Below are 12,323 nucleotides of genomic sequence, written 5' to 3' on the forward strand. Positions count from 1 at the left end.
CGCGCTGGGAGACAATAGCCGGGTGTGCTCCTCCCCCTCGCCATCGCCTGTTGTTCTGCCGCCGCGCCGCCGCATTGCGCATCTGGACATGGATGCCTTCTATGCCTCGGCCGAGCTGCTGCGCTACCCGCAGCTCAAGGGGCTGCCCGTCATCATCGGCGGGGGCCGCCGGGCAGAAGATGAGGCGCTGAAAGCGCGCTATGGCGAGCGCCTGGACGAGATCCCGCCCGAGGCCTTTCCTCAGCTCAAAGACTATGTGGGCCGGGGCGTGATCACGACGGCCACCTACCCGGCGCGCGCCTTTGGCGTGGGCTCGGCCATGGGCATGATGAAGGCGGCCAAGCTCTGCCCGCAGGCTATTCTGCTGCCGGTGGACTTTGCGCGCTACCGGCATTTCTCGCGCCAGTTCAAGGCCATCATCACCGCGATGGCGCCTCAGATGGAGGACCGGGGCGTGGACGAGGTCTATATCGACTTCACCCATGTCGAAGGCGGCCAGGAAGACCATGGCCGCAGCCTGGCGTTGCGCATGCAGGCGGCCATTCATGCGGCCACCGGGCTGACCTGCTCGGTCGGGGTGGCCCCCAACAAGCAGCTGGCCAAGATGGCCAGCGAATTCAACAAGCCCAATGGCGTGTCCATTGTGCTCGAGAGCGATCTGCAAACGATGATCTGGCCGCTGGCCTGCCGCAAGATCAATGGCGTGGGCCCCAAGGCCGATGCCAAGCTGCAGGCACTGGGCATTAACACATTGGGCGATCTGGCCGCCAAGGACCTGCCCTGGTTGGTGGCACACTTTGGCCGCAGCTACGGCGCCTGGCTGCATGCATCGAGCTGGGGGCGGGACAGCCGGCCCGTGGTGACCGAGAGCGAGCCGGTATCGATGAGCCGCGAGACCACGTTTGACCGCGACCTGCATGCGGTGCGCGACAAGGCCGAGCTCGGCGCGATCTTTACCGAGCTGTGCCAGATGGTGGCGGCTGACCTGCAGCGCAAAGGCTATGTGGGGCGCACGATTGGCATCAAGCTGCGCTACCCGGACTTTCGCATCGCCACGCGCGACCACAGCCTGCCGCTCTACACCCAGGATGCCGCTGCCATCCGGCATGCGGCGGGCCAGTGCTTGAAGCGCGCGCCATTGGACCAGCGCCTGCGGCTCCTGGGGGTGCGGGTGGGTGGGCTGCTGCCGCTGGAGCAGGCCTTGGCGCAAGGCTTGGTGGGCGACTGGCAGGCCATGCGCCAGGCATTGCGCCAGGCCCAAAGCCGCCCGGCCATAGCCGAGCACAAGGCCGACCCCTACACCTTGCCGCTGTTCGGCGATCTGGACTGATTACTGGCGTGCGGTGCGGATATTGGCCGGCAGGGCCATCGGCTGGCTGGTGCGCAGCGGGTTGATGTCCAGGCCTCCCCGGCGCGTGTAACGGGCATAGACCGTCAGGCGGATCGGCTTGCAGTGCTTCCAGATATCGACAAACATGCGCTCGACACACTGCTCATGGAATTCGTTGTGGTTGCGAAAGCTCACGATGTACTGCAGCAGGCGTTCCTGGTCGATCGCCGGGCCGGTATAGCTGATGCGCACGCTGCCCCAGTCGGGCTGGCCGGTGACCAGGCAGTTGCTCTTGAGCAGGCGGCTGCTGAGCGTCTCGGTGACAGGCGCCTCATCAAAGGCGGCGCGCAGCAGCTGGGGTTGGGGCTGGTAGTGCTCGCAGTCGATGTCCAGCCGGTCCAGGTTCAGGCCGTCGAGCTCTTGCAGCGGCAGGGTGTCGAACACCTCCGGGTCGATCATCTGCACGCCGACGGAGGCCTGGTAGGGCGCGCCGCGCCATACGGCTTCGCTGATATCGGCGAGCAGCTTGGCGCGTACCTCATCGACTGAGCCAAAGCGGCTGTTGTTGAAGCTGTTGAGGTAGAGCTTGAAGGACTTGCTCTCGACGATATTGGGCGTCTCGCAAGGGATGGTGAAGCTCACCAGGGCCACCTGGGGCTTGCCGCGCAGGTTGAGCCAGGAGACCTCATAGGCCGTCCACAGGTCGGCGCCAAAAAAGGGCAGCTTGTCGGCTTGCAGGCCAATCTCGTCGCGCTTGGCCTGGCGCGGCAGCGGAAAGAGCAGGGTGGGGTCGTACTGGTCGATGTATGCGGAGCGCTGGCCCAGGGGCGATTGCTCGGGCGAAGGGGAGACGGTCATGCTGTGGAACAAAAAGCGGCCGCTGCCGGCGCGGGGGCCCGGCGGCGGCAGCGGTTTACTTGAATTCGCCCTCGCGCAACCACTTGGTGGCGATCCATTTCTCGCCGGCAATCACCGGTGAGCCGCCATGCAGGCTTTTGGTTGCGGGGTCGGGCGCGGGGTAGCTGAAGAACACCGCATTGCCGCGGCGCGGCGCCACTTCCAGCCCCACATCGGGGAAGCTGGTGCCGCCGCCGGCTTGCGGGTTGTTCAGGTAGATCACCAAGGTGGCCAGGCGCTGGCCGCCACGCTTCAAAATCGTCGGCGTGCCCGGCTGGGTCGGGTCGAAATAGTCGTAGTGCGGCTTGTACTCGGCGCCAGGCCGGTAGTGCAGCACCTGCAGGCCCTCGCCATGGTTTTCCGGCCAGTTGACCAGCTTGGCGATGCGGCGCTCCAGCGCGGCGACGGCGGGCGTCTCCTCGCGCTGGAAGAACATGCCGTCGCTGGTGCGGTCGGCATTGACTTCTTCGCCACCGGTCTGGGTCTCAACGGTCAGCGAGCGCTGCATGCGCGGCTCGGCCGCAGCGATGATGGCGTCGCACTCCTCGTCGGACAGCAGATTGCCGAATACGACGACGCGCGGGTGCTGCAGGGCCAGCAACACGCTGACCTCGCGGTCACCGACATCGATGGTGGAGGGCGATTGGCCCAGGTTGGGCTCGGGCAGGGGACGGGACAGGGCAGCTGGCAGGGAGGCCGCCGCAGCGGCGGTGTCCTTGCTCGCCTGCAACTGCGCGAGGTGCTCGGTCAGCACCGATTCCATCGCGGACTCGGCGACATCGGCGTTCCAGCCGGCATCGCACATGGCTTTGAAGACGCGGTCGGCGCTGACGCCGGCGCTGGCCTGATCAATGATCCAGGCGCGCAGTTCCGGGGTGAGGGGTTGCGAGGCTGTCATCAGATTCCTTTCGCGGCCCATTGTGCATCAAAGTCGCATCAATCGACTTTGCGCCTGAACACGAAATGGTCTTCACTCGAGGCCTCGGGCGCGAAGGCATAACCGGCGGTGCTGAACTTCTTCAAGGCCGCCGGCGTCTTGGTCTGGTGCTCGATGGCGTAGCGCGCCATCAGGCCGCGTGCCTTCTTGGCAAAGAAGCTGATGATCTTGTACTGGCCGTTCTTGTAGTCTTCAAAGCTGCAGTCGATGACGCGGGCGCGCAGCACCTTGCGGTCGACCGATTTGAAGTACTCCTGCGAGGCCAGGTTGACGACCACGGGCTTGTCTTCGTCCGCCTGCTGCGCATTGAGGTAGTCGGCGATCTGCGTGCCCCAGAAGTGGTAGAGGTTGCTGCCCTGGTCGGTCGCCAGGCGCGTGCCCATCTCCAGCCGGTAGGGCTGCATCAGGTCGAGCGGGCGCAGCACGCCGTAGAGGCCGCTGAGCATGCACAGGTGGGACTGCGCCCAGTCGAGCTGCTTGGCGCTCAAGGTGGGGGCCTGCAGGCCGTCGTAGACATCGCCGTTGAAAGCCATGATGGCCTGGCGCGCGTTCTTGCTGCTGAATTTGGGCGACCAGGCCTCATAGCGGGCCACATTCAGCGCAGCGAGCTTGTCGCTGATGTCCATCAGGCTGGCAATCTGCTGGGGCGACTGCGTGCGCAGCACTGCGATCAAGGCCTTGGACTGGGGAATGAACTGGGGCTGCGTGCTGGCGAGGCCCGCAGGCAGCGGGGTTTCATAGTCCAGAGATTTGGCGGGCGAGAGCAGAAACAGCATCAGGGGCTCCATCAATGAAACAGGCCGGATCGCTCCGGCCTGAGGGTTGCGGGGTCAGCGCTTTTTAAGCGGATTCGCGCTCAAAAGGCAGCACCAGGTCGGTCAGATCCTTGCGCGTCTCGACAAGGATCAGCGGGCCCTGGTCGATCTGCACCACGGGCTGGCGCTCACGCGGGACATGCACGGGCTTGGGCTCGGCCGCAATGGCCGCTTGCACGGCTGCGATCTTGTCGGCATCGGAGTTGATCCATTGCAGACCTGCGGTGCTGGCGATCTGGTGCAGTGCATCCAGGGGCAGCGCGTAGCTGGCAATCGCTGGCAGACCGGCCTTGGCAGGCGCTGCAGCGGCAGGCGCAGGGGCTGGGGCGGCGACCGGTGCTGCTGCGACAGGCGCCACAGGTGCAGCAGGCGCATCAGACACTGCGGGGGCTGCTGGAGCCACTGCGGGAGCAGCTTGCTGAGCGGCAACCGGTACCTCGCCCTGGGCCACAGGCGCAGGAGCTGCTGTCCCATCGGCCACCGCAGGCGCCGGGGTATCTGCCGATGCCGCGGCAGGCGCTGCGTTGAAGTAGCTGCGGCGGGGTGCCTCGTCGCCATCTTGCGACACGCTGGAGGAGGCCGGGACGACATCGGCGCCAAAGCCCGAGTCGGCGGCGGCGTTGTCGCCTTCGGCCTGCTCGTCGCGGCCATTGCGCTCGCGCTCACCACGGTTGCGGCGGTCGCGGCCATAGCGGTCACGCGAGCGGCGCTCACGGCGCTCAGGCGTTGCGCCATCTGCATCGGCGGCTGGGGCCGTCTGGTTGCCGGTCTCCAGGTCCAGCGATGGCAGCGAGGCAATCACCGCATCGGCGTTGATCGGCGCCGGTGCCACGGCGTTGAGGGGCTGGGCCGCCTCGTCACCGTTGTTGCGGCGGTCCTGGCGCTCACCACGTTCAGCACCACGGTCACGGCGGCCTTCACGCGGCTCGCGGGGAGCGCGCTCGGGGCGGGGTGCGCGTTCCTGGCGCTCGCCATTGGCTGCGGCGTTGTCGCCGGCTTGCGGGTTCAGCGGGGCGTCGTCACGGCGGTTGCGCTCCTGGCGGTCACCGCGCTCACCACGGCGGTTGCGGCCTTCCTGGTCGCCACCACGGGGGCTGCGGCTGCCATCGGCTGCGCCGTTGTTGCCGCGGCCATTGCGCTCGCCGCGTTGTTCGCCTTCGGCGCGCTCGCCACGGGCGGGGCGGTTGCCATCCTTGCGCTCACCGCGGTCGCCGCGCTCTGCACGGTCACCCCGGCCGCCACGGTTGTTGGCGTTGCGGCCATCGCGGTTTTCACGGCGGGCCTCGCCAGCAGGTGCTGCTGCGGGTGCAGGCACGGGCGCTGGTGCGGGCTCAGGGGCCATGCCGAAAAAGCGCTTGAGCCAGGCGAAGAAGCCCTTTTGCGGGGCAGCCACCGGTGCGGCAGCAGGCGCTGCGGCGGGGGTGCCAGCGGGCTTGCCGTTGTGCGGGCTGGCCGTACGGGCAGCGGGCGCCGGGCGTGGCTCGGCAATCGGTGCCGGTGCATCGGGCAGCACGCCCTTGATGACGGGGGTCTGCTTGTTGGTCGGCTCTTGCGAGCGGCGGGTAAAGCCCAGGCTTTCCTCTTCGGGGTCGGCCAGCTTGTAGCTCGCTTCCATCGAGTCCAGACGCGGGTCGTCGTGCTTCATGCGCTCGAGCTTGTAGTGCGGGGTCTCCAGTGCCTTGTTGGGCACCATGGTGACGGACACGCGCTGCTTGAGCTCGATCTTCTGGATTTCGGTGCGCTTTTCGTTGAGCAGGAAGGAGGCGACTTCGACAGGCACCTGGCAGTTCACCGCTGCCGTGTTGTCCTTCATCGACTCTTCCTGGATGATGCGCAGGATCTGCAGCGCCGAGCTTTCCGCATCGCGGATGTGGCCGGAGCCGCCGCAGCGTGGGCAGTTGATGTGGGCGCCTTCGCTCAGCGCCGGCTTGAGGCGCTGGCGGCTCATCTCCATCAGGCCGAACTTGCTGATGGTGCCGAACTGCACGCGGGCGCGGTCCTGGCGCAGCGCGTCACGCAGGCGGCTTTCCACATCGCGGCGGTTCTTCGACTCTTCCATGTCGATGAAGTCGATCACGATCAGGCCACCCAGGTCGCGCAGGCGCATCTGGCGGGCCACTTCGTCAGCGGCTTCCAGGTTGGTGCGGGTGGCGGTTTCCTCGATATCACCGCCCTTGATGGCGCGGGCCGAGTTCACGTCGATGGAGACCAGCGCTTCGGTGTGGTCGATCACGATGGCGCCGCCCGATGGCAGCGTCACGGTGCGCGAGTAGGCCGACTCGATCTGGTGCTCGATCTGGAAGCGGCTGAACAGCGGCGCGTCATCGCGGTAGCGCTTGACGCGGGCAGCGTGCTCAGGCATCACATGGGCCATGAACTGCTGGGCTTGTTCATAAATGTCATCGGTGTCGATCAGGATGTCGCCGATGTCATTGTGGAAATAGTCGCGGATCGCACGGATCACCAGGCTCGATTCCTGGTAGATCAGGAAGGCGCCCTTGCCCGACTTGGCTGCGCCGTCGATGGCGCCCCAGAGCTTGAGCAGGTAGTTCAGGTCCCATTGCAGCTCAGGCGCGCTGCGGCCAATGCCGGCCGTGCGCGCGATGATGGACATGCCCTTGGGGTATTCGAGCTGGTCCATGGCCTCCTTGAGCTCGGCGCGCTCGTCGCCCTCGATGCGGCGCGAGACACCACCACCCCGGGGGTTGTTGGGCATCAGCACCACATAGCGACCTGCCAGCGAGATGAAGGTGGTCAGGGCCGCGCCCTTGTTGCCACGCTCTTCCTTCTCGACCTGAACGATCAGCTCCTGGCCTTCCTTGATCACATCATTGATGCGGGCCTGGCTGGGGGAGACGCCTTCGGCGAAATACTGCTTGGAGATTTCCTTGAAGGGCAGAAAGCCGTGGCGGTCTTCGCCGTAGTCGACAAAGCAGGCTTCCAGGGAGGGCTCGACCCGGGTAACAACGGCTTTGTAGATATTGCCTTTGCGTTGTTCGCGGCCTTCGATTTCAATTTCGTAGTCCAGCAGCTTTTGGCCATCAACAATGGCGAGGCGGCGCTCTTCAGCTTGCGTGGCGTTGATCAGCATCCGTTTCATGATGCGCGTCCTTCGTAATGCGGGACAGGCTGCCTTTGTCAGTCAGGCACCTGTCTCCAATCCCAACAATAAACAGGCTCTTACTGGAGCCACAGATGCCGGGACAGACGCAGAGAAACGAAAGAATTCACAGAGCGTGTCATGTTTGCTGGTAATACTTATGTCAGCACAGGGGATCTAGGCACGCGGGAGAGGGCATGTAAATAAGCAGCCAGCCAGCGCTGGGCTGCCTCCGGCTGGGATATTTGCCCTGAGAACATGCGCACAGCGGGCACAGCAAGACGCACTGGCGCACAGCTGCTGCTGTGCCAGAGAGTTGCCATCCAAGCCCACAAAATCAACATGTTTGGTGTGAAGACGATCAGCTGGGCGGGGCCTGGTTGCAGGCCTTTGCGACAGCTGTCGCCAAAAATCTGTTTTTTCGTTGTTTCAATGTGTCTGTCCGCCTGATTCACTTGGCGTCCCCTGCGCAATCTTTTGGTATGCAGGTGGGGCGGCAAGGCGATCAGCCAGACATCGACCGGCCTGTGCGGGTACTGGTGGGTGAATTAAACTGCTCACCGGTAAACCAATAACTCTATCGCGCAGGTGAAACATATTATAGGGGGCAAACCGGGCGAGCCCCGTAGTCCACAAGCACCCCCAGTGGCTGTAAGGCTGGTCGAGGTCCACCCCGACGACGCAGGCCAGCGCCTGGACAATTTTCTGATGCGCCACCTCAAGGGCGTACCCAAGACCCATGTCTACCGCATCATCCGCCAGGGTGAAGTCCGTATCAACAAGGGCCGCGCGACAGCGGACACTCGCGTCCAGCCCGGCGATGTGGTGCGGATTCCGCCGGTGCGCGTCGCAGCAAAACCGGACGAAGCCGAGCGCGCGGTGCCAGCTAGGGAGTTTCCCTTGTTGCTCGATGACGATGTCATGCTGGCGATCAACAAACCCGCAGGCGTGGCCGTGCATGGGGGCTCGGGCGTCAGCTTTGGCGTGATCGAGCAGCTGCGCCGCGCCCACCCCGATGCCCGCTTTCTGGAGCTGGTGCACCGGCTCGACCGCGAAACCTCGGGCATCCTGCTGGTGGCCAAGAAGCGCTCGGCGCTGACCCATCTGCAGGACCAGTTCCGCGAGCGGGAGACCGGCAAGACCTACCTGGCGCTGGTCATCGGCGAATGGACGGCCAACAAGAAGGTGATCGACACCCCCCTGCGCAAATACCTGCTGCCCGATGGCGAGCGCCGCGTGCGCGCCACCACGGCCGATGACCCCGAGGGCATGCGCTCGGTCTCGCTGGTCAAGGTGCAACAGGTGTTTGCGGCCCGGCACCAGCTGGGCCTGCCAGCGATGAGCCTGCTGGAGGTGACCATCAAGACCGGCCGCACCCACCAGATCCGCGTGCACCTGGCCAGCAGCGGCCATGCGATTGCCGGCGATGAGAAATATGGCGACTTCGATCTGAACAAGCGCCTGGCCAAACATGGCCTCAAGCGCATGTTCCTGCACGCCTGGCGCCTGCAGTTCAACCACCCGCAGACGGCAGAGCGCGTGCAACTGGGCGCCGAGCTGCCGCTGGAGCTGGCAGACTTTGTGGCGGCGGCCTCGGCGGCCGATGGATCAGTTTTGTGACAGATATAGAAAGAGAACCCCATGGCCCGCCAATTTGACCTGATTGCCTTTGACTGGGATGGCACCCTGTTTGACTCGACCGCGGCCATTGCGCTATCGATCCAGGATGCGGTGCGGGATGTGGGTGGCACGGTGCCCAGCCTGGCGGATGCCAAGTATGTGATCGGCATGAGCCTGCAAAGCGCGCTGCGCCATGCCGCGCCCGATGTGCCGGAGGACCAGATGGTGGCGCTGACCAACCGCTACCGGCTGCATTTCCTCAAGCGCCAGGAGCAGGTGACCTTGTTTGACGGCGTGCTGGAGCTGCTCGACCAGCTGACCGCCAGCGGCCACCTGCTGGCCATTGCCACCGGCAAGAACCGCCGGGGGCTGGACCGTGTGCTGGATACGACCTTGCTCAAGGGGCGCTTCCATGCGACGCGCACCTCGGACGAGACGGCTGGCAAGCCCCATCCGCTGATGCTGCAGGAGCTGATGGCCGAGCTGGATGTGGCGCCCGAGCGTCTGCTGATGGTGGGCGACACCACGCATGACCTGCAAATGGCCGTCAATGCCGGCTGCGCCAGCGTGGGAGTGAGCTACGGCGCCCACCACCATGTGGGTTTTGAGGCCTTCAACCCCTTGTATGTGGCCCATACCGTTGCTGAACTGCAACAGTGGATGGCGGATCATGCCTAGCTATGGTGCAATTACTGTCTGTATGTACAGTCAGATGAACCTCGGTGAACAGGTGCGGTGATGGCGGAAGTACCGGCGCAGATGATTGCCTTGTGCCAGAGCGATGCGCTGCTGCACGGTGGGCGCGCGGTGGCCTTTGATGTGGTCTATGCCGGTCAGACCTGCCAGGCCTTTGCCATCCGCTACCACGCGGGAGTCCATGCCTATCTGAACCGATGCACCCATGTGGCGATGGAGATGGACTACCAGCCGGGGCGGTTTTTCGACGACACAGGTAATTGGTTGCTCTGCGCCACCCATGGCGCCGCCTATGTGCCCGATACTGGAGCCTGTGCCGGCGGTCCCTGTCGTGGCGGTTTGGTCAAGGTTGCGCTGAGTGAGAGTGATGGCGTGGTCTATTGGCACACGGATAACCGTCTCCAACCTCTTGATTTTTAAGATGAACCCCATGGACAACAACCCTCAGCACAATCCGCCGCCGGCGCCCGACCTGTGGGGGCAGACGGCCGCAGCGGCGCCTGCCGCTGCCGCAGCACCCAGCCCGGGCTGGGAGCGCTCGGTGCTGGAGCGCCTGGCCTTTGACACGCTCAAGGAGCAGCGCGCAGCGCGCCGCTGGAAGATTTTCTTTCGCCTGGTCTGGCTGGGCTTGGTGGTTGCGTTTGTCAGCTACCTGTTTGGCTCGGACGGATCGGCCGCCAAGACCTCGACCGAGCACACGGCTGTGGTCGAGCTCAAGGGGGAGATCGCCTCCGGCGCGGACGCCAGTGCCGAATTTGTGATTGCGGCCCTGCGCACCGCTTTTGAGGATGACGGCGCCAAGGCCGTGGTGCTGCTGATCAACTCGCCCGGTGGCAGCCCCGTGCAGGCGGGCATGATCAATGACGAGATCGTGCGCCTCAAGGCCCAGTACAAGAAGCCGATGTATGCGGTGGTCGAGGAGTCCTGCGCCTCTGCCGCGTATTACATTGCCTCTGCGGCTGACAGCATCTATGTCGACAAGGCCAGCATCGTCGGCAGCATTGGCGTGCTGATGGATGGTTTTGGTTTTACCGGCACGATGGAAAAGCTGGGCGTGGAGCGCCGCTTGCTCACCGCTGGCGCCAACAAGGGCATGCTCGATCCATTCAGCCCCATGAATGACAAGCAAAAGGCCTATGCGCAGCAGATGCTGAGCCAGATTCACCAGCAGTTCATCCAGGTCGTGCGCCAGGGCCGGGGTGACCGTTTGAAGGAAACCGAGGACACCTTCAGCGGCCTGTTCTGGACGGGCCAGGAGGCCGTGAAGCTGGGCCTGGCCGATGGCCTGGGCAGCCTCGACCAGGTGGCCCGCGATGTCGTGGGTGCCGAAGAGGTGGTGGACTACACGCGCCGCGACAATGTGGCCGAGCGCTTTGCCAAGCGTTTTGGTGCCTCGGTCGGCGCGGGCGCGGTCGGCACCCTGCGCTCGATGTCGCTGCTGCCCAGCGTGCGCTGACAGCCTTCAAGGCTTGAATGACAAAGCGGTGCCGAGGCACCGCTTTTTTCATGGGCGTGCCGCAACGGCTGCAGCCATTAACGGGGCTTAGCGGCCAATGGCAAACACCATGGGCGTGCGGTTGTCCAGGCTGGTGTTGAGTGGCTTCCACTGCTTGACCAGGCGGCTTTGCGTATTGGCGCTCTCCAGGGTCAGTCCGCTGGAGATGGACAGGCGCGTGTTGGGCTGCAGGGTTTGCAGCAGCGCACCCAGCAGCGCCTGGTTGCGGTAGGGCGTCTCGATGAAGATCTGGGTCTGGCCCTGGCGCAGCGCCAGTTGCTCGAGCTCACGCAGGCGGGCGCTGCGATCGGAGGCGTCGCTGGGCACATAGCCGACAAACGCAAAGTTCTGGCCATTGAGGCCGCTGGCGGCCAGTGCCAGCAGCAGCGAGGTGGGGCCAACCAGCGGAACCACGTCGATGCCTGCGTCATGGGCGGCGCGCACCACCGAGCTGCCGGGGTCGGCAATCGCGGGCATGCCCGCTTCGCTCACCAGGCCCATATCATGGCCTTGCAGCGCAGCGGCAATCAGGCTGCTGCTATCGCTCCCAGCGCTGGTCTGCGGGTGGTGGTCGCCTTTTTTATGGGCTTCGCGCGGCAGCTCGGCAATGTTTTGCTGCTGCAGCGGCAGCGCCAGGGGCGCCACCGCATCCACACGCTTGAGAAAGGCGCGGCAGCTTTTGGCGTTCTCGCAGATCCAGTGGGTGATGCGGGCGGCGGCTTGCACGGTGTGCAGCGGCAGCACATCGGTCAGCGGCGCCTCGGTGGCGCAGCCAAAATCGAGGGGGGTCGGCACCAGGAACAGGCGCCCTTTGGTTGTTTGTTGGTTCATGGCAACACCAATCCGGCAGCGCGCAGCAAACGGGCTGTGCGGATCAGGGGCAGGCCGATCAAGGCGGTGGGGTCGTCGCTCTCGATGGCGTCGAGCAGGGTGATGCCCAGGCCTTCGCTCTTGGCGCTGCCGGCGCAGTCATAGGGTGTTTCTGCCACCAGATAACGCTCGATCTCAGCGTCTTCGAGCGGGCGGAACACCGTGCGCACCACGGCGGTATCGGCCTGCGCAAAGCCAGTGGCCTGGCAGACCACGGCCACGGCGGTGTGGAACTGCATGCTTTGCCCGCTCATCGCGCGCAACTGCTCCACGGCTTTGTCATGCACCATCGGCTTGCCCAGCGGCTGGCCGTGCAGGTCGGCCACCTGGTCCGAGCCAATCACGATGGCATCGGGGTACTGGGCGGCCACCGCATGGGCCTTGGCCAGCGCCAGGCGCAGCGCCAGCGCGGCGGGGCTTTCGCCGGGCTGTGGGGTTTCATCCACATCGGGCGAGGCGGTCTCGAAGGGCAGGCGAAAGCGCGACAGAAGCTCTCGCCGGTAGCGGGAGGTGGAGCCCAGTACAAGGGCGCGGGGCATCAGGGATTCAGACATGCCCAGATT

11 protein-coding genes are annotated in these 12,323 nt (G+C 65.0%); 5 read left to right on the forward strand and 6 right to left on the reverse strand.

Going from position 1 to position 12,323, the window contains the following annotated elements; all coding sequences use genetic code 11:
* The first annotated feature begins 88 nt into the window (after window positions 1–88).
* Window positions 89–1,330, forward strand: a complete 1,242-nt coding sequence (locus tag ACPEE1_RS06570; protein ID WP_116927538.1) for a Y-family DNA polymerase — start codon at window positions 89–91, stop codon at window positions 1,328–1,330.
* Here ACPEE1_RS06570 and queF read toward each other — a convergent pair whose 3' ends face one another.
* From queF to ACPEE1_RS06590, 4 genes are all read right to left on the reverse strand, one after another.
* Window positions 1,331–2,188, reverse strand: a complete 858-nt coding sequence (queF, locus tag ACPEE1_RS06575; protein WP_182343205.1) for an NADPH-dependent 7-cyano-7-deazaguanine reductase QueF — start codon at window positions 2,186–2,188, stop codon at window positions 1,331–1,333. It abuts the gene before it with no gap.
* A gap of 55 nt (window positions 2,189–2,243) precedes the next feature.
* Complete coding sequence (locus tag ACPEE1_RS06580) at window positions 2,244–3,125, reverse strand: 2OG-Fe(II) oxygenase (protein ID WP_232539419.1); 882 nt, start codon at window positions 3,123–3,125, stop codon at window positions 2,244–2,246.
* Window positions 3,126–3,163: 38 nt separating this feature from the next.
* Complete coding sequence (gene yaaA, locus ACPEE1_RS06585) at window positions 3,164–3,940, reverse strand: peroxide stress protein YaaA (protein WP_182343201.1); 777 nt, start codon at window positions 3,938–3,940, stop codon at window positions 3,164–3,166.
* A 64-nt stretch (window positions 3,941–4,004) separates the two neighbouring features.
* Window positions 4,005–7,079: an Rne/Rng family ribonuclease gene (locus ACPEE1_RS06590; RefSeq protein WP_423935624.1), complete on the reverse strand. Its 3,075-nt coding sequence runs from the start codon at window positions 7,077–7,079 to the stop codon at window positions 4,005–4,007.
* Between the two features lie 588 nt (window positions 7,080–7,667).
* Here ACPEE1_RS06590 and ACPEE1_RS06595 point away from each other — a divergent pair.
* Genes ACPEE1_RS06595 through ACPEE1_RS06610 form a run of 4 tightly spaced genes read left to right on the forward strand, consistent with a single transcriptional unit; the run spans window position 7,668 to window position 10,851 of the window.
* Window positions 7,668–8,699 (forward strand): RluA family pseudouridine synthase, encoded by a 1,032-nt coding sequence (locus ACPEE1_RS06595; protein ID WP_116927542.1) that lies wholly within the window; start codon window positions 7,668–7,670, stop codon window positions 8,697–8,699.
* 21 nt (window positions 8,700–8,720) lie between these two features.
* Window positions 8,721–9,377: an HAD-IA family hydrolase gene (locus ACPEE1_RS06600; protein ID WP_116927543.1), complete on the forward strand. Its 657-nt coding sequence runs from the start codon at window positions 8,721–8,723 to the stop codon at window positions 9,375–9,377.
* A gap of 60 nt (window positions 9,378–9,437) precedes the next feature.
* Complete coding sequence (locus ACPEE1_RS06605; protein ID WP_021027944.1) at window positions 9,438–9,815, forward strand: Rieske (2Fe-2S) protein; 378 nt, start codon at window positions 9,438–9,440, stop codon at window positions 9,813–9,815.
* Window position 9,816: 1 nt separating this feature from the next.
* A complete protein-coding gene (locus tag ACPEE1_RS06610) occupies window positions 9,817–10,851 on the forward strand; it encodes a S49 family peptidase (protein WP_116927544.1) in 1,035 nt (344 codons plus the stop codon).
* Window positions 10,852–10,938: 87 nt separating this feature from the next.
* Here ACPEE1_RS06610 and ACPEE1_RS06615 read toward each other — a convergent pair whose 3' ends face one another.
* Together ACPEE1_RS06615 and ACPEE1_RS06620 are read right to left on the reverse strand one after the other, a co-directional pair.
* A complete protein-coding gene (locus tag ACPEE1_RS06615; RefSeq protein WP_182343197.1) occupies window positions 10,939–11,721 on the reverse strand; it encodes an SAM-dependent methyltransferase in 783 nt (260 codons plus the stop codon).
* Window positions 11,718–12,314, reverse strand: a complete 597-nt coding sequence (locus tag ACPEE1_RS06620; protein WP_116927546.1) for a Maf family nucleotide pyrophosphatase — start codon at window positions 12,312–12,314, stop codon at window positions 11,718–11,720. Before ACPEE1_RS06620 ends, ACPEE1_RS06615 begins: the two co-directional genes overlap by 4 nt.
* Window positions 12,315–12,323: the final 9 nt, after the last annotated feature.

It is taken from the genome of Comamonas sp. 23 (assembly GCF_049601575.1).
GTDB lineage: Bacteria > Pseudomonadota > Gammaproteobacteria > Burkholderiales > Burkholderiaceae_C > Comamonas > Comamonas squillarum.

Bases quoted from the DNA above. Each gene is read 5' to 3' on its own strand.
- ACPEE1_RS06570 (WP_116927538.1), top strand. From the start codon at position 89: ATGGATGCCTTCTATGCCTCGGCCGAGCTGCTGCGCTACCCGCAGCTC.
- queF (WP_182343205.1), bottom strand. From the start codon at position 2,188: ATGACCGTCTCCCCTTCGCCCGAGCAATCGCCCCTGGGCCAGCGCTCC.
- ACPEE1_RS06580 (WP_232539419.1), bottom strand. From the start codon at position 3,125: ATGACAGCCTCGCAACCCCTCACCCCGGAACTGCGCGCCTGGATCATT.
- yaaA (WP_182343201.1), bottom strand. From the start codon at position 3,940: ATGCTGTTTCTGCTCTCGCCCGCCAAATCTCTGGACTATGAAACCCCG.
- ACPEE1_RS06590 (WP_423935624.1), bottom strand. From the start codon at position 7,079: ATGAAACGGATGCTGATCAACGCCACGCAAGCTGAAGAGCGCCGCCTC.
- ACPEE1_RS06600 (WP_116927543.1), top strand. From the start codon at position 8,721: ATGGCCCGCCAATTTGACCTGATTGCCTTTGACTGGGATGGCACCCTG.
- ACPEE1_RS06605 (WP_021027944.1), top strand. From the start codon at position 9,438: ATGGCGGAAGTACCGGCGCAGATGATTGCCTTGTGCCAGAGCGATGCG.
- ACPEE1_RS06610 (WP_116927544.1), top strand. From the start codon at position 9,817: ATGAACCCCATGGACAACAACCCTCAGCACAATCCGCCGCCGGCGCCC.
- ACPEE1_RS06615 (WP_182343197.1), bottom strand. From the start codon at position 11,721: ATGAACCAACAAACAACCAAAGGGCGCCTGTTCCTGGTGCCGACCCCC.
- ACPEE1_RS06620 (WP_116927546.1), bottom strand. From the start codon at position 12,314: ATGTCTGAATCCCTGATGCCCCGCGCCCTTGTACTGGGCTCCACCTCC.